A 17,265-nucleotide genomic window follows, 5' to 3' on the forward strand; every position below is an offset into this window, starting at 1 on the left:
CTTTGATTGGCGAGAAAACCGTCAGTTGGTAGAAGAACATCAGATAGGCAGTGGTACTAAAATTGTTTATGATCATCCCATTATTGTGCCTTAGAGAACGTTATGAACCTTTCTCAAATTGAAGCATTTTTCTCTGTCGCGGACACTGGCTCAGTCTCCGAAGCGGCGCGACAATTAGAATGTAACCGAACCAAACTCAGTATGGCGATTAAAGCGTTGGAGAAAGAGCTCGATACCGCTCTTTTTGTGCGCACTGGCAACAACCTGACTTTATCTGAAGCGGGGAAAGCAATTTATAAAGATTGTGAAAGTGTTTTGGTGACCATTGCGCGAATAAAGCATACCTGTACGCAAATATCACGGGGCTTCAACGCCGAGATGTGGATTGCCCGTGATGATTCTCTTCCTGATGCCTTGTGGCAAGATTTTGCACACCAGCTGAATAACCGTTTTCCCGCGACCTCGTTCAACCTTGTATTGGCTTCAAGCGGCGACTTAGCCAACTTGATTGCCACTCATCAAGTCGATTTTGCTTTTGGCGTCGATTACGAAAGAATCAACGACCCACGGATCACTTATCAACCTTTGGGTAAAATCCGGATGATGTCGGTGTGCAAAAGTGACCACCCGCTAACTAAAATTTCGCGAGTCACCGACGAAGAACTGCGCAGAGCAATGCAAGCCGTGATGGTCTATTTAAACGAAAAAGATAACCCCGAATTACAACCTTTCTCTCGTCGCTACATTGGCTTTTCCAGTTTCGATTACATGCTCAATACCATTTTGACTGAGAATGCATGGGGCGTATTGCCAGAACCTTTAATTCGCCACTTCCTACGTGAACAAAAGCTAACGGTGATTAAGCACACCTACGGTCTCACTCAAGAAGATTACTGCATGTTTACGGCCACTGGCATGGCCGAACACCCTGGCATGAACTGGTTAGCCGATAAGTTGCGTGACTATTTGTTTGATTTTTAATTTTCTTGTTTGATTTTTAATTTTCGTTGTTTGGTTTTTAAGATGCCCACATTTCAAACAATCTAAAGCGAAGACAGTCAGCGTCAATTATCCTGACAGGAAAATAACGGCATAACTAGTTGTTTTAATTAAAAATAAACTTAACCCCCAATATTCAAGCCAACGACCAATGCACTTAGAGATTGTCAAAACCGTGCTTTAAGCCAAAATAACAGCATGTTTTCAACAGGTAGTCTTTTATGTGTGCTCGAACAAGAAATAATGAAAATCGCATTTTGACGATTTCGGCCCTTTTAGCTTCTGGCTTTGCTGGTGGCGGACTTGTGGTTGGTATGCTTGTCGGTTCACTGGTTATCGTGTTTGACGGTGTGTATTCACTGGTTAGTTTGCTGTTAACATTATTGTCGCTGGTGGCGTCACGCTACATTCGTAAACCTTCTGACTCGACTTTTCCCTTTGGACGCGCGGTGCTAGAACCTGCGGTTATTGCTATCAAAGCCAGCGTTATTTTGTTAGTCGTGAGTTATTCGTTGTACTCGGCTGTCATGGCATTGTTTAGCGGTGGTCGAGAAGTGGATGCTTCTATCGCCACTGTTTTTGGCACAGTGAACGTGATTGGTTGTGCGATTGCGTGGTGGTTCATAGTCAACAAGAGTAAACGTTACTCTTCTGGTTTGATTGACGCTGAAGTAAAACAGTGGCAAATGGACACGCTATTAAGCGTCGCGGTAACGGTCGGTTTCATTGCCGCTTGGTTGATGACCTTGTCTCCTTGGGCAAAATATGCCGTCTATGCAGACCCAATCATGATGCTATTAATGTCGTTTTACTTTATCAAAGTGCCTTATGACATGCTTAAATCGGCAACGCGTGAATTGTTGATGATGTCACCAAGCAAAGAGATTTGTAAAACCGTGGATCAAGGTGTCATTGCCGTAGGTGAAGAATCAGAGCAAGATATCGAGTTGACTGCGGTGACTAAAGTCGGTCATGAGCTGTGGGTCAATGTCGATATTCGCCCTGATGAGAATGAAATGATTGCACTCGAAGATATCGAAAGTACTCGTCGCTCGCTACATAAGCGTTTATCAAAGCTGCCATTCGTACTGCAATTAACCATGAACGTGGCTCGCTAATCAGTCTCAATTAAACGGAAAAAGCCCTCTCGTTCCCGAGAGGGCTTTTTTTTATACATAATAAAGCTGTTGCGATGTCAGGCTATTGGCATTTTCTCTTGCACCGTCGATTGACGTTCTCTGGTCGCCCACCAACAAATTAAAGAACCCATCGTCACCATAATCACACCTTGCCAAAAGCTTAGCCCAAGCGCTACACCTAAGATTAGCGATGAAAGCAAGGTTGAAATCACTGGTGTGAAATAAGAAAGAGTCGCCAATAGAACCATGTTGCCACGCAAGATTGCCACATTCCAAAGTGCATAACCGCTGCCCATCACCACACCCGTTAACGCTAAATTCAAGGTTGCTGGAACGGTAAACACTAAAGTGCTTTCGCTGCTAAGAAAATACTTAATCCAGAGGGCGATAGCAGTAGCCATAAAGAACAGGATAATGGCATTTTGTCCATTGGCTAACTGTTTGGTGATATTGCAATAAACAGCCCAAATAATCGCCCCGCCAAACGCCATGCTATAGGTTAAGGGATTAGTCGCAATATTGGCTGATATTTGCATCACCGAAAACCCACTATCACCAGTAATGGTCCAAGCAACCCCGACAAATGCGAGCGCAACGCTTGGATACACAAGAATATGGACGGGTTTACGGCTGAGAAATACCGCAAACAACACCGTCAAGGCTGGCCACAAATAGTTAATCACCGCCATCTCGAGCGCTTGATGGCGATCATTGGCCATACCTAACGCTAATGCTAAGCAGATTTCGTAGCTCACAAAAAGCGCGCCACCGATCAGAACATAACGCAGAGAAAAGTGTTTGAATTTAGGCACGCCCATGACAAGCATCAGAAATACTGAGCTCACAGTGTAAATCAGTGCCGCCCTACCAATTGGGCTAAATTGCTCGGTGACCGTTCTGATTAGCCCCATTAGACAGCTCCACAGCAAGATAGCCGCAACACCAAATAGTGTATGTTTATGCTGCTTCAATGATGCCCTTCCTTAACTGCACTATGCAGGTCAGATGTTCCATTCATTTCTTTTAATGAACGGAGCACTCTCGCTGGTGTGCCCCCGACTAGGCTATCAGCTGGCACATCCTGATTGACCACTGAATTTGCCGCGACAACCGAACGCGCACCAATCGTGACTCCTTGATTAATCACAACGTTGCCACCAATCCATACGTCATCTTCAACCGTAATCGGCTTACAAAATGTTTCCCACAAGCGGCGGCTGCGATAATCCAAAGCATGCGCTGGCGTATAAAACTGGGTGTTAGGGCCAATCAAAACATGATTACCAATCGTGATTTTAGCGCCATCAAGCATAGTGACATTCATGTTGATAAAGGTTTCATCACCAATGGAAATTGTTTCACCGAATTCACAATAGAAAGGAGGCTGCACCACACTTTGTTGACCAATTTGACGATATAGCTGAGTTTGCAATTGATGGCGGGCTGTAGCATCGGCGCATTGGTTGATCTGCAACAGTAAATGTCCTGCTTTGCTACGAATGGCTTCCATTTCTGGGTCTGCACCGTCAAACACCATACCATTCATCATTTTTTCCATTTCGGTCATGAGCCGTTCCTCCTTATGCATCTAGTGTATTTAGACTACTTGGATAAACAAAAGAAAAAAGAGAAAAGCTCACTGTTTCACTTTCCTCTTTAATTTCAACCAACCTGTAACGCACAGGAAAAGGCAAGATCAGAGCATATTGCTTTTTCCTAGTCTTATTGATTGAATGGCTTAAACAATCGCCCAACTGTGAGTCATTGTGCCACCTTTGCCTAACATTAAGCAGACAGAACAGTACTTTTCTAATGAATCGGTCGTCACTTTTTCAACGACATTAGGGTCAAGATCAACGCCTGATACGTCGAAATGGATATTGACTAGCGTAAAAATCCGCGGCGCAGTTTCACGGCGCTCAGCCGTCAATTTGGCGTTACATGCAGTGACCTGTTGATTAGCCGATTTTAAGCCATCAACCACATCCACAGAGCTACAACCTCCCGCAGCCATCAGAACCATCTCCATCGGGCTAGGCGCGGTTGCACCACCATTGCCATCCATCACCACCGAATGACCAGATTGGGATTGGCCCAAGAACTTGAAATTTTCGACCCACTTTACTTCAGCTTGCATTATTTTTGCTCTCTTCTCTGTGCGATGAAACTACAGGTTATCGGTTGGAAAAATCACGCCCGTTTGGCGACGTATTTCTGTCAATAATTTGGAAACGGTGAGTGAGCGTAATTTGCATTGCTCATCTATTGTCTTGTTCTGTATCTGATCTGCAAATTTTTGTGCTTCGTAAAACATGCGGTTGGCGTGTTGCTCAATACTCAGATCTTGGGTTTGACCACTACGGTTAATTCTCGTAATGCGGTTGCAGGTAGAAATCATCTCAACGTGCAGTGCGGCCTCTTCACCTTGAATTTCGCTCGGCAAATAGGAGTCACTGGTTTTTGAATGCATTAATAGCACATCAAAACCGTCATATCCTAAGATCACACTGCCGTTACCATCAACCCCCGTCTCCAGTAAATGCGCTTGGGCTTGTACCGATTTAGGCTCACCAAACAGTTCAATGGCTGAGCCCAAACAGTAATAACCAATATCCATGATCGAACCATTAGAGAACTCGGGCAAAAAGGTATTGGGCATCTCACCTTTGAGATATTTAGGGTAACGAGAGGAATACTGGCAGTAGCTGAGCACCGCTTTACGGATAGCGCCAATCTGCGATAGCTCTTGTTTGAGAACGGAAAAATTGGGCAAATGTGGGGTTATAAAGGCCTCAAATAATACTACGCCATGCTGTTTGGCAACTTGATACATCTGCTGTGCTAATGAGAAATCAGAAGCCAGCGGCTTCTCACAGATAACATGTTTGCCCGCTTGCATCATTTGAATCGACTGTGGACCATGCAGTACATTCGGGCTGGCGATGTACACGGCATCCACATTGTCACTCTCACCTAGGCTCTTAAGGTCAGTAAACAAAGCAGGAGCATCGTATTTTTCGGCAAATTGTTTCGCCCTGTCCAGCGAACGGGAATAAACCGCTACGAGCTGAAATTTCCCAGTATCCAATGCCCCTTCAATAAACTGGTCAGTAATCCAGTTGGTTCCAATAACGGCTAAGCGAATCATCATCACATCCTTTCATTATTTTCACCTATTATCTGGAGTTACTCCGCAGGAAGCAATGTTAACCTCACCACTTATTATTTTCAGGTGGCCATTATTTTCAGGTAACCAAAATAAAGAAAACCCCACTAAGCTCTCGCTTAGTGGGGTTTCAGTTCTTACTCGCAGCAATCCAGCTACTGATAAGTGCTCCCTGCATCAATTCCTTGATAGTCTGCTGATTCCCTCAGCGCATTCCCTTTCATCGCCTTCCTAGCGGTGTCCTTAACTCCGTCGTCCCGACAGATGTGTGCACTTTTCCTTTGCACCGTCCATTAACTTTCCTTGATAACCATCCTAGTTATTCAGCATCCAGCTAATGTCCTTCGCTATCCTTGCCGATCATCCTTCCTGAATTATCGAATCTTCGTCCTGAAGATGACCTATCCTTGGGTCTTTCCTGTTCCGTGTCCGCTTCCTGCTGACAACTTCAGATTACGGATTTCACTTTTTTCAGCAATCCCCCACCTGTTGTTTTTTCTCTGCCAGAAAGACACAAAATGAAAATTATAATTTAAATTCAAATAATTAAAAATTTCAATCTCTTTTTATTGCATAGCAAAACGTTAAAGTCTCACGATACGTGTAAGAGATCTCTCACAAACTTAATCCTATAATTGCCTATCGCCGCAGCTAAGATACCCGCACGAAATGAGATAGAGCTCTCACTCTAATACTGATTGGCACGGCTGAATTCTGTTTAGAAATGAGAATTGCTCTAGACTAAGTGTGAGAAAACTAGGATATTAATGTCGATCTTAATCACACATCTCCCTCGCTACTGAGGAAATGCAAGAAAATCGTCAGAGGAACAACACATGATTTCGAAATGGGCACAGCGCTTTTACCAAATGGCAGAACTTGTTGGCTCTTGGAGTAAAGATCCCTCCACGCAAGTCGGCGCAGTGATCACTAAGCAAAATCGCATCGTTTCGGTTGGATTTAACGGTTACCCGCATGGTATTTCAGACAGTGCAGGCACCGATGATCGTGATATGAAATACCTCAAAACACTGCATGCTGAGGAAAATGCCATCCTATTCGCCAAGCGTGATTTGGATGGTTGCGAAATTTATGTGACACATTTTCCTTGCCCAAACTGTGCAGCAAAAATCATTCAAACTGGGATTTCCGCAGTACACTGCCCAGAACAAACAGAAGACTTCTTATCCCGTTGGGGTGATAAGATCAAAGTCAGCCAAGATATGTTTTTACAAGCGGGTGTTAAAGTAAACTGGCTACCGCTTAGTGATTTGAAATAATTAATCAATGGTCAAAAAAACCGCCCTGCCAAATTGGAAGGGCGGTTTTTGTTTGGGAGTGTTAACGAACAATCAGGCCGAGTAAAATACCAACTGCGCCAAAATCAGCATCACTAAACGTTGTGTTAGCAAAACCTAGGTTTCCAAGCACTGGCATTAAAAATACAGGTAAGAACGTGATCAATAAACCTTGCGCAAATGCGCCCAAAATAGCACCACGACGCCCACCTGTGGCATTACCAAATACCCCTGCGGCAGCACCAACAAAGAAGTGTGGAACAACCCCAGGAATAATCACTGTCAAACCCATAATGTAGAGTAAGAACATACCTAATAAGCCAGCAAGAAAACTAGATAGAAAGCCGACTAAGACAGCATTTGGGGCATAGGGGAATACCACAGGACAATCTAATGCTGGTTTAGCATTAGGAACTAGTTTGTCTGAAATACCTTTAAACGCAGGAACAATTTCAGCAATAACCATACGTACACCTTGTAAGATGACATATACACCCCCCGCAAACGTAATAGATTGCATCAGCGCAAACATAAACCAATGTTTTCCACCACTCACTTCACGCACAAATTCCCCACCAGCAAATAGACAGGTCACCATAAAGATGATGCCCATAGTAAATGAGATCGCAACGGGTGTATCACGTAAAAATAGTAAACTTTTAGGAACATTCATATCTTCCGTAGAATGTTCTTTATTACCAAATTTACTACCAATAAAACCAGCTAATACATAAGAAAGTGTAGAGAAGTGACCAATAGCAACATCGTCAGAACCTGTAACTTGACGCATATATCGATGTGCAATTGCTGGGAAAAACACCATAACACTACCAACGACAATGGAACCTAGGGCAATCAATGGAATACCGGACATACCGCTTGATGACAAAATTGCAGCCACCATCATCGACATAAATAAAGTGTGGTGCCCTGTTAAGAATATAAATTTCCATGGTGTAAGGCGTGCAATCAATATATTTACCAGCATCGCGAAAAACATGATCATCGCCATTTCTTTACCAAATGACTTTTGAGCAATAGACACGATGGCTTCATTATTTGGAACGACACCAGTAATGCCAAAAGCATGCTGAAATATGGTCGCAAAATCTCCTAGCGAACCAACAACTAGCCCCGCACCAGCTCCAAGAATAATGAAGCCCAAAATAGTTTTCACGGTACCTTTAATGCATTCCGTCAATGGTTTTTTCTGTGCGATCAAACCTATTAATGCGATCAAGCCAACTAACACTGCTGGCTCAGAAAGCACGTCATTCATTAAAAAATTAAAGAATTCCATAGTGCCTCCTACAACACACCAAGTTCTTGAAGAGCCGCTGACAAACTTTCTTTCATTGCTTTTTTATCGACCATATTATCCAAACTCACAATCTTAGGCTCAACACCCAATGATTTTAGTTGGTCTGTTATATCATTTGTACCAATAAAGATGTCGCAAACGGTCCCCTTTGCGGAACCTAAATCTATGTGGTCGATTTCAGCGTCAACATTTAGATCTTTCACTATATTTTTTATGCTTATTTCCATCATCAAACTTGTACCTAGGCCGTGGCCGCAAACTACCATAATTTTCATTATATTCACCCTCTGCTTTATTGTATTTTTACTATTATTTATCGTGTTTTTACTATTAATAGTCTTGGATAACACGCAAAATATCTTCAACAGATTTGGCTGAGCAGATATATTCTACGTCTTCTTCATTCATAAATAATTCGGCTAATTTAGATATTGCATCTACGTGACTATTGCTATCTGTCGCGGCCAAAGTAACCAGCATTTTTACAGGATCATTGCCATCCGAATTAAAGTTAACTCCATCTTGAATTACCGTTAGGCCAAATGCTAAACGATTAACCCCATCTTCAGGTCGAGCATGAGGCATCGCCATTCCAGGTCCAACAACATAATAAGGACCGAGCTCCCTATGTGACCGAAATATAGCCTCAACATAACTTGGATTAATGGCCTTATTTTCAATCAATGGTTGACATGCTTTGCGAATTGCATCTTGCCAGTCGTCAGCCGATTTATGCACTCGAATAACGTCTTCGGTTAATAGTTCACGTAACATTTTTTAGGTTCTTGATATGAATAGGTAGCATCAATTTATCTGTCTATCCAAATAGAAAACCAGATCGAAATCACAAATGGTAGCGCTATCTTTATGTGTTGGCTTGATTTGTGATAGCGCTATCATTTATTGAAATCATAGTATTTCATGTATCGGTGCAACAATAGTTATACGGTAATATCAACACGCCCGAGTGTGTGTGTTAAAATCACATCGCTAACTTATTAATAACATGAAGATAAATATGAGCGAATCGCGAAAACGTAGAAGCACGGGAAAGGTTACCATTGCCGATGTCGCAGCTAAGGCGGGTGTTGGCACAATGACGGTATCAAGAGCATTAAGAACACCTGAGCTTGTTTCTAGCAAACTAAGAGAAAAAATAGAATTTGTTGTTGAAGAACTAGGTTATATCCCAAATAAAGCAGCTGGCGCTTTAGCATCTGGCGAAAACTATTCAATAGCATTAATCATCCCATCGCTAATTGAAAAATCTTGCGCTGTGTTTTTACCCAATTTCCAACATTCGCTTAACCGTCAGGGATACCAGTTACTGCTCGGTTATAGTGATTATTCCATTGATAATGAAGAGAAACTATTAGCCACTTTCTTGGAAAGTCAACCAGCAGCTGTTGTGCTATTCGGAAGCGAGCACAGTTCAAAAAGTCACCAACTTCTTCAACGCGCTAACATTCCCGTCATTGAAATTGCTGAGTTGAATGAGTCATCAACGTATCTGAATGTCGGCGTTGATTACTACAAAGTTGGCAAACAATGTACTCAACATCTCATTGAAAATAGATATCAAAATATAGGGTTTATTGGAGCACGTAGCCACCACTCCGTTCTAAGAAATGAACTGCGGGGTTGGCAAAGCGCATTAATTGATAACTACCAAGCACCTGATCACTTTCTAACAACTCATGAAGCTCCCTCTGCACACTTAGGTAAGGAAGGAATTTCTAAATTGTTATTAAGGGACTCAACGCTTGATGCTGTGGTATGTAGCCACGAAGAAATAGCTCTGGGAGTATTATTCGAGTGTCAGCGTAGGCTGATTAAAGTTCCTACGGAAATGGCCATCATCTGTTTGGATGGATCATCTCTTTGTCAGTATGCTTTTCCAGCCATTAGTGCCGCTCATGTCAATTATGAACAGCTTGGTCTTTTGGCCGCTGAGCGCTTATTAAAACAAATCAAAGAACAAACTCTTGAACTGGAATCAACAAACGTTGGCTTCCAGTTACAAAAACGAGCTAGTACCGTTCGTCCGTGATCACCTTGTCGCAATCAACAAGGTGGCTTACAGGCTTACAGCTGAATTTTCTTAATCATCCCAGCTTCAGCATGGCCGGGTATATTGCAGGCGAACTCAACATTATTATCACCATGGAAGTGCCATGACAGTTGTTTCGCTTTACCCGGTGCCACGGTGACGACACTGCCACCATCGTGTTTATGATTGCCCATTTGGCGCATCATTTCTCGGTGTTTTAGCTGCTCGGCGGCTGAACCAATCGAAAATTCGTGCTCAATTTTGCCTGTGTTCATAACGACAAATTGCACCACATCATCGGGTTCAATATTCACCTCCTTTTTGAAGGTGATTTTCATGTCATCCGAGAGTAAAACATGCACCACTTTATCGGGTTTGGCTCCTTTGGCAGGCATGCCGACTTCTGACATGTCATCCATCGCCATGTTCATCGTGTCTGTTTGCTTCATCACCATGCTGCCATGATCCATTTTGCTATGATCCATTTCAGCCATGACAGAAGAAGTGAACAACGCCAGTGAAAGTGTAATTAGTGCTTTTTTCATTTTGATTTTCCTTAAATTCATCCAGTTACTATTTATTTTCCGATTAGTGCTTAGCTTTTACTTTGCCAGCTGCACGCTATTTGAGTGTTGCGATTTCACGGTTTTTCCATAACTTGAATACCGCAGGTAGAACCAATAATGTGAGCAATAGTGCTGAAGCCATGCCTCCAATCATGGGGGCGGCAATGCGCTGCATTACCTCCGAACCGGTTCCCGTGCCATACATAATCGGGATCAGGCCAATAATAACTGTCAGTACCGTCATCATGACTGGGCGCACGCGCTGTCCTGCTCCTTCGCCAATGGCATTGATGAGATCTTGGCTGTCAATGACCGCACCATTTTCTTGCGCATCAATTTTTTTGTAGTGCCAAGCTTGGTTTAAATAAACGAGCATGATCACGCCAATTTCTACCGCAACACCTGAAAGTGCAATAAAGCCCACTCCCACGGCGATTGAAAAGTTGTAGCCAAGGTAGTGCATCAACCACACGCCACCCACCATCGCCAACGGCAATGTCGCCATAATGATCAACACCTCTCCGATTCGACGGAAACTGAAATAGAGTAGCAACATGATGATTGCGATCGTGATCGGTGCGACGACGCTCAAGCGTGCTTTGGCTCGCTCCATGTATTCATATTGACCAGACCATACGAGAGAATATCCCGCTGGCAGCTGTAATTGCTCCGCTACCGCTTGTTGCGCCTCTGCCACATATGAACCGAGATCGCGTCCATCAATATCGACAAAGACCCAGCCGTTTGGCCGTGCGTTTTCGGTTTTGATCATCGGCGGGCCGTCTTCGTAGCGAATATCAGCCACATCGGCCAAGGCCAAACGTGCACCGTTTTGAGTCACCAAAGGTAAGTTTTGCAGCTTCACTACCGAATCACGGTAATCTTGCGGGTAACGTACATTGATCGGGTAACGCTCTAACCCCTCAATGGTTTCCCCTACATTCATGCCCCCTACTGCGGTTGAAACCACTTGTTGCACATCTTTAATGCTTAGCCCATAGCGCGCCGCTTGTAACCGATTGATGTCTATCGTTACATAACGTCCACCAGCCACACGTTCAGCATAAACCGATGCCGTGCCTTGAACGCGGTTAAGGATAGGTTCAAGCTGCGCACCGATGGCTTCAATCTGTTTGAGATCGGGACCCGCTATCTTGATACCAATCGGCGTTTTGATCCCTGTAGCTAACATATCGATGCGTGTTTTGATTGGCATCACCCACGCGTTGGTTAACCCCGGAAATTGCACTAAGCTGTCAAATTCCTTACGTAGCGATTCTGTGGTTACGCCTTCACGCCATTGATCGCGAGGTTTAAGTTGGATCACCGTTTCAATCATGGTTAAGGGCGCGGGATCGGTTGCGGTTTCTGCACGCCCCATTTTGCCCCACACGGTTTTGACCTCTGGTACGGTTTTGATGAGTTTATTGGTTTGCTGCAATAGCTCACGCGCCTTACCAATCGAGATCCCTGGATAGGTTGTCGGCATGTACATGAGATCGCCTTCATCTAATGGCGGAATAAACTCACTGCCTAATTTGCTCATTGGGTAATAAGCGGAAGCCATTAATGCCAAAGCCAATACAATCATGCTTTTGGGATAACGCAAACTCAGGTTGAGTAGTGGACGATAAAGTGCCACAAGCCCTTTATTGATAGGATTTTTGTGCTCGGAAATAATATTGCCACGCACAAAATAGCCCATAAGAACAGGGACGAGCGTGATCGCTAAACCTGCAGCGGCGGCCATGGCATAGGTTTTAGTAAACGCCAATGGCGAGAACATCTTACCTTCTTGGCCTTCGAGTGCGAAGACGGGCACAAAACTTAACGTAATGATAAGTAGTGAGAAAAATAGTGGCGCACCGACTTCTTCAGCGGCTTTGCCAATCACCTGCCAGCGATTTTTGTCGGTCAGTGGGGTGCGTTCAATATGTTTATGCACATTTTCGATCATCACAATCGCCCCATCGACCATAGCACCGATAGCAATGGCGATCCCCCCAAGTGACATGATGTTGGCATTGATACCTTGCCAGTGCATCACAATAAACGCCGATAGAATGCCCACGGGCAAACTCAAAGCAATCACTAGTGATGAGCGGATATGGAATAAAAACAGCGCACACACGACCGCAACGACAATGAACTCTTCTGCTAGCTTATGCCAAAGGTTTTCAACGGCTTGATTGATCAAGGTTGAACGATCATAAGTGGCAACAATTTCGACACCTTCCGGTAAACTGCGTTGGAGATCAGTCAATTTCGCTTTGACGTCATCAATCACTTGGCTAGCATTTTCGCCAAAACGCATCACGATCACACCTCCAACCGCTTCTCCTTCACCGTTAAACTCAGAAATACCACGACGCATTTGTGGGCCGAGGTTAATATCCGCCACATCACCTAACAATAATGGCGTTCCTTTATCGGTCACTTTCAGTGGTAGCGCTTTAATGTCATCAATGCTAGTCAGATAGCCGCTGGTGCGTACCATGTGTTCGGCTTCCGCAACCTCAATCACTGACGCTCCCGACTCTTGGTTACCATTTTGGATCGCCGCATTGATTTGTTGCAAAGTCAGGTTATAAGCGCGTAGCTTTGCCGGATCAATTTGCACTTGATACTGCTTAACCATGCCGCCAACGGTAGCCACTTCGGAGACACCATTCACCGTTTGCAGCTCGTACTTCAAAAACCAATCTTGCAAACTGCGTAGCTGTGCAAGATCGTGTTGGCCGGTTTTATCTTGCAGTACATAACTGTAGATCCAGCCAACCCCCGTCGCATCGGGCCCCAAGGTTGGTTTGGCATTGGGTGGCAGTTTTGGTGTCACTTGGCTTAGATATTCCAATACCCGCGAGCGAGCCCAATACATGTCGGTTTTATCATCAAAGATGATGTAGACGTAGGAATCACCGAAGAATGAATAACCACGGACCGTTTCTGCCCCCGGAACGGCAAGCATCGCCGTTGTGAGCGGGTAAGTGACCTGATCTTCCACTACCTGCGGCGCTTGGCCGGGATAGCTGGTTTTGATGATCACTTGCACATCTGAGAGATCCGGTAAAGCATCAACAGGCGTGTTCTTTACACTGTAAAGTCCGCCCAAAGTGAGAAACAGAGCCGCCACCAATACCAAAAATCGGTTATTGATCGACCAACGAATAATCGCACCGATCATTGTTGACCTCCTAACGTTTCTGCTGCAGTCATGTTCGTCGCACTACTTGCCTGCTCACTCGCTTCCAGTGCTTTTAGTACATATTCGTCACCCTGTTTTGCCACTAAAAATCGAACCGTTTGCCCTTCAGCAAATAAGCTGAGATCCAACGCCTCGTCGACCGTGAAATTGATCTGACCTGCTTGCCAACCCCATTTGCTTACTGGTTTGTAATTGAGAGTGATCATCCCAAAATCTGCCATCAATGTGCTGACATCACCCGTTAACCACGCTTCATTGGCAGCTTCCACTCCGTTAATTCGCGACAAATCAGCGCTTTGGCTCGACTCTGAATCTAATAGGAAATGCGCCGACGTGACGACCGTGTCTTGCTCCGTTAACCCTTGTAAAACTTCAAGGTGTTCGCCTGCTTCGCGGCCAACTTTAATCCTTGCTGAGCGGTATTTGCCATTTCCTTCAGCAAGTACGACTCGCGTCATGCCGCCCGAATGAATAACTGCTGATTTAGGAATGGTGAGCACCGCTTGTTGCGATACGGGCTGCAACGCGATATTGGCGAACATGTTAGGCTTCAACTCTCCATTCGGGTTAAGAAATTTCAAACGCATACGCAGCGTTCGGGTTTTCGGATCCAAAATGGGATAGACGTAATCTATCTTCCCTTGCCACTCCTTGCCGGGAAGAGCATCCAGTGTCATTGACGCTAAACTACCCGACGTAATCCAATGTGCTTGGCGCTCAAATACCTCAGCATCGACCCACACTTCGCTTAAAGGGCCTGCGCTTATCACCGCTTGCGCTGGCGATAAGTAACCCCCTTCGCGAATATTCAAACTCGCAATCACCCCATCAGCAATGGCTTTGACCTCTATCGATTGAGTGGCTTTGCCTCGAGTAATAATCTGTCTGATCTGTTCACGATCAACCCCCAGTGAAACCAAACGCTCGGTTGCGCCTTTCAGTAAACTTTCACGGCTGGCTTGGTGAGCATTTAACAGCTCCTCTTGCGCTTTAACCAGCTCTGGTGAGTAGAGCGTAAATAAGACATCGCCTTTACGTACCCGCTCTCCAACCGCATTAATGTTCAGTTTTTCAACCCAACCGGCAACGCGAACGTTCGTTTGCCACAATAAACTGTCATCAAATGCAATGTAGCCCACTGTCTCAATGCGTGGAGATAACGGCGCAAACACCACGGGTTGCGTTTTCACACCTAGGTTATTTTCGACCGCAGCACTGATGGTCACCGTGCCACTCTTCTCTTGTGCTTGCGTCAGCGATTCGGTGTACACCGGGATGAGGTCCATCCCCATCGGCGACTTACCCGGTTTATCGCGTTTATAGTTTGGGTCCATCGGCGCAACCCAATACAGCGGTTCAGATGTGGCTTTGGCTGAGTTCATCGCCTCCATATCATGACCAGACAGGTATTGATTAATGCCAAACCCCAGTAATCCACCTATCGCTAAGGAAAGTACGGCTATGTTTAATGATTTCATTGAGTTCTCCTACTTTTCTACAGGCGTAAGTTTTTCTACAGACGTAAGTGTTTCTAAAGAGGTAAGTGAAGGGGCGCTAACTTGAAAATCGAACCCATTTAACAGATAAGCAAGGTTACTTTTGGTTAGATTTAGATCGGCCATTAGGCGTACTTGCTCTAGTTGTAACGCCAATTCATCGCTGGCGGCACTGACGACATCATTAAACTGGGAGGTATTGTTTTCATAGCCTCTCTCAACCGCTTGAGTGCGCGCTTTCGCTTGCGTTAATAAGGTGGTTTGATAGCGCGATAAACGCTGTTCGAGGTTCGTTTTATCAACCAGTAAGGCATTCACTTTGGCATTCATCTGCGCCAATAGAACGTCACGCTGTGATTTAGCCGCGCCCACTTGATATTGCGCCGCCGCGTGATTTCTATCTTGACGGTTCCCTGTAAACAGCGGGATATCCATGGTGAGATAAGCACTGACCATATCGGCTGCGGACCCACCTTGCATGCTGCTTGCTTGGCGATAGGCGTACATCACTTCGACACCAAACTGAGGTTGATAGGCCGTTTGTGCTATTTCGACTTGCGTTTGGTTGGTGTGAATTGTCGCTTCTGCCATGCCGACCATCGGGTGAGTGACCAATAAAGCATAGTGAGTGGTGCTGCCATTAATGGCCGCCAATTGCGCATCTAAACGGGACCAGTTCACTGACTCTTCAGCGGCTAACATCGGCTGTTCAACCAACCAAGCGCTACCTAACCATTCGGATAATTGCGACACAATACGTTGCTGTATTTGTTGATTGGCTTGTAATTTTTCGTCCAACTTGGAAACTTGTAACTGCGCTTGCAGCAGATCTTGCGCTTCGCTTTTACCTAATGAATAGTTCGTTTCAATAAAACCAGCCAGCTCACGCATTAAGGTTTGGTTTGCCCGCACGATACGTTCAGCGCGTTGTTGGTAGCCTAACTCTAACCATAATTGAGTCATGCTGTTTGCCACTTCCAACTCACGTAAATTAACCTGAAGCGCAACGCCACTGGCTTGTTGCTTTGCTTTTTTCGCTTGTAATGCCAAGCTTGAACCCCGTTCAAACTGCTGCATTAAACCCACAGAAATGTTAGTCATAGGATCTTCATCAAACTTAAAACTATCAATGGGCAAACCACCAAAGCCAACTTTGATCTTAGGATCCATTAGGGTTGAACTGGCAATTCCCGTTTCTTGTATTGCTTGAGATTGAGCAAAATATTGCTTGCGGACGGCATCATTCGATAATGCAGCGTCAATCAGCTGAGCTAATTGTTTTGCATGCGAATCAGGCTGGGCCATCGCTTCTAGTGGGTCTAGTGGGGCTGCCCTCACCATTAAGGGGAATGACAAAACGCCCACTATACTGATCGACCAAGCGATCACAGAGAGTTTAAGGTTCACAATAAAATTCCATCTTTCATGCATCGCAAAGATTGAGATGCAACAGAGAGTCACGCACCTAGTTAAAGGCCGCACAAACACGCCATAAGCGTAATGAAAGGGAAATTAAGCGATAGGGGGACGGTAAAGTGAGCGAGCGACCATCACAATGCCACGCGTTGCTTCTGCATTGATCAACAATAAAACCGCGTGAGGTGTGAAGGGTTGGTGTTCAGTGATAAAGAAAGCTAACGTGGTCATGCACATGACGCTGCAACAGGAATCAGCACCTTGGTCGCTGTGATCGATACAATCGTTACTCATCGCTGATGAAGTCATGTCACTTGCATCGGAATCATGGTGCGCGGCGTTCATATTTGAGCAGTGTTGCGGCGGGTTTGCATCATCATTCACTGAATGGGATACAGCCGAAATCGGTGACATTGTGATCGCCATTAAAGGTGCGCTAGACACTAAGCTTGAAGCAAGCAGCGTCATCATCACCAACATGGAAACCCAAATTGTATGCAGCGAAAGTTGCATATCCAATATCACTATCTGACTGAAAACTCCCACAGACTAAAGCTTGCCCTAGGGGTAAGGTCAATTAATTTAAATTTCGAAAATCGATAAAAATAG

Annotated in this window: 16 protein-coding genes; 4 read left to right on the forward strand and 12 right to left on the reverse strand. The window is 44.8% G+C overall.

What is annotated here, in order from left to right; genetic code table 11:
* Positions 1-102 precede the first annotated feature (102 nt).
* Both N5E84_RS20690 and N5E84_RS20695 read left to right on the forward strand, forming a co-directional pair.
* A complete protein-coding gene (locus N5E84_RS20690; RefSeq protein ID WP_010319645.1) occupies positions 103-981 on the forward strand; it encodes a LysR family transcriptional regulator in 879 nt (292 codons plus the stop codon).
* Positions 982-1,220: 239 nt separating this feature from the next.
* Positions 1,221-2,117, forward strand: a complete 897-nt coding sequence (locus tag N5E84_RS20695) for a cation diffusion facilitator family transporter (protein WP_019282678.1) — start codon at positions 1,221-1,223, stop codon at positions 2,115-2,117.
* 77 nt (positions 2,118-2,194) lie between these two features.
* Here N5E84_RS20695 and yddG read toward each other — a convergent pair whose 3' ends face one another.
* From yddG to N5E84_RS20715, 4 genes are all read right to left on the reverse strand, one after another.
* On the reverse strand, positions 2,195-3,109 hold the full coding sequence (gene yddG, locus N5E84_RS20700) for an aromatic amino acid DMT transporter YddG (RefSeq protein ID WP_019282679.1): 915 nt from the start codon (positions 3,107-3,109) through the stop codon (positions 2,195-2,197).
* Positions 3,106-3,705 (reverse strand): sugar O-acetyltransferase, encoded by a 600-nt coding sequence (locus tag N5E84_RS20705; RefSeq protein WP_026027405.1) that lies wholly within the window; start codon positions 3,703-3,705, stop codon positions 3,106-3,108. Before N5E84_RS20705 ends, yddG begins: the two co-directional genes overlap by 4 nt.
* Positions 3,706-3,876: 171 nt before the next feature.
* Entirely contained in the window at positions 3,877-4,275 is a 399-nt protein-coding gene (locus N5E84_RS20710; RefSeq protein WP_029388322.1) for an OsmC family protein, read from the reverse strand.
* Between the two features lie 30 nt (positions 4,276-4,305).
* A complete protein-coding gene (locus N5E84_RS20715; protein ID WP_069212189.1) occupies positions 4,306-5,286 on the reverse strand; it encodes a Gfo/Idh/MocA family protein in 981 nt (326 codons plus the stop codon).
* Between the two features lie 854 nt (positions 5,287-6,140).
* Between N5E84_RS20715 and N5E84_RS20720 the strand changes: the two genes are divergently transcribed.
* Positions 6,141-6,584, forward strand: coding sequence for a dCMP deaminase family protein (locus N5E84_RS20720; protein WP_010319355.1), 444 nt, complete (start codon positions 6,141-6,143; stop codon positions 6,582-6,584).
* A 61-nt stretch (positions 6,585-6,645) separates the two neighbouring features.
* Here the strand turns inward: N5E84_RS20720 and N5E84_RS20725 are convergent, their stop codons facing one another.
* The 3 genes from N5E84_RS20725 to N5E84_RS20735 are packed head-to-tail and all read right to left on the reverse strand — an operon-like array spanning position 6,646 to position 8,697.
* A complete protein-coding gene (locus N5E84_RS20725) occupies positions 6,646-7,902 on the reverse strand; it encodes a PTS ascorbate transporter subunit IIC (protein ID WP_019282681.1) in 1,257 nt (418 codons plus the stop codon).
* A gap of 8 nt (positions 7,903-7,910) precedes the next feature.
* Complete coding sequence (locus N5E84_RS20730) at positions 7,911-8,198, reverse strand: PTS sugar transporter subunit IIB (RefSeq protein WP_069212190.1); 288 nt, start codon at positions 8,196-8,198, stop codon at positions 7,911-7,913.
* A gap of 55 nt (positions 8,199-8,253) precedes the next feature.
* A complete protein-coding gene (locus tag N5E84_RS20735; RefSeq protein WP_017048182.1) occupies positions 8,254-8,697 on the reverse strand; it encodes a PTS sugar transporter subunit IIA in 444 nt (147 codons plus the stop codon).
* Positions 8,698-8,941: 244 nt separating this feature from the next.
* On the opposite strand from N5E84_RS20735, the gene N5E84_RS20740 reads away from it, so the two are divergent.
* Positions 8,942-9,973 carry a LacI family DNA-binding transcriptional regulator gene (locus tag N5E84_RS20740; RefSeq protein WP_019282684.1) on the forward strand — a complete coding sequence of 344 codons (1,032 nt, stop codon included), beginning with the start codon at positions 8,942-8,944 and terminating at the stop codon, positions 9,971-9,973.
* Between the two features lie 35 nt (positions 9,974-10,008).
* Here the strand turns inward: N5E84_RS20740 and N5E84_RS20745 are convergent, their stop codons facing one another.
* From N5E84_RS20745 to N5E84_RS20765, 5 genes are all read right to left on the reverse strand, one after another.
* The gene (locus N5E84_RS20745; RefSeq protein WP_175418699.1) at positions 10,009-10,518 is read right to left on the reverse strand and encodes a cupredoxin family protein; all 510 of its coding nucleotides are present in this window, start codon (positions 10,516-10,518) and stop codon (positions 10,009-10,011) included.
* Between the two features lie 76 nt (positions 10,519-10,594).
* Positions 10,595-13,723: an efflux RND transporter permease subunit gene (locus tag N5E84_RS20750; protein ID WP_095661355.1), complete on the reverse strand. Its 3,129-nt coding sequence runs from the start codon at positions 13,721-13,723 to the stop codon at positions 10,595-10,597.
* Positions 13,720-15,222 carry an efflux RND transporter periplasmic adaptor subunit gene (locus tag N5E84_RS20755; RefSeq protein WP_019282624.1) on the reverse strand — a complete coding sequence of 501 codons (1,503 nt, stop codon included), beginning with the start codon at positions 15,220-15,222 and terminating at the stop codon, positions 13,720-13,722. The genes N5E84_RS20750 and N5E84_RS20755 overlap by 4 nt, the downstream gene beginning before the upstream one ends.
* 9 nt (positions 15,223-15,231) lie before the next feature.
* Positions 15,232-16,671, reverse strand: a complete 1,440-nt coding sequence (locus tag N5E84_RS20760; RefSeq protein WP_019282625.1) for a TolC family protein — start codon at positions 16,669-16,671, stop codon at positions 15,232-15,234.
* An 81-nt stretch (positions 16,672-16,752) separates the two neighbouring features.
* On the reverse strand, positions 16,753-17,169 hold the full coding sequence (locus N5E84_RS20765) for a hypothetical protein (protein ID WP_019282626.1): 417 nt from the start codon (positions 17,167-17,169) through the stop codon (positions 16,753-16,755).
* Between the last annotated feature and the right edge of the window lie 96 nt (positions 17,170-17,265).

Origin of the sequence: Vibrio sp. J502 (assembly GCF_025397955.1) — a bacterium.
In the GTDB taxonomy this organism is placed as follows: domain Bacteria; phylum Pseudomonadota; class Gammaproteobacteria; order Enterobacterales; family Vibrionaceae; genus Vibrio; species Vibrio anguillarum.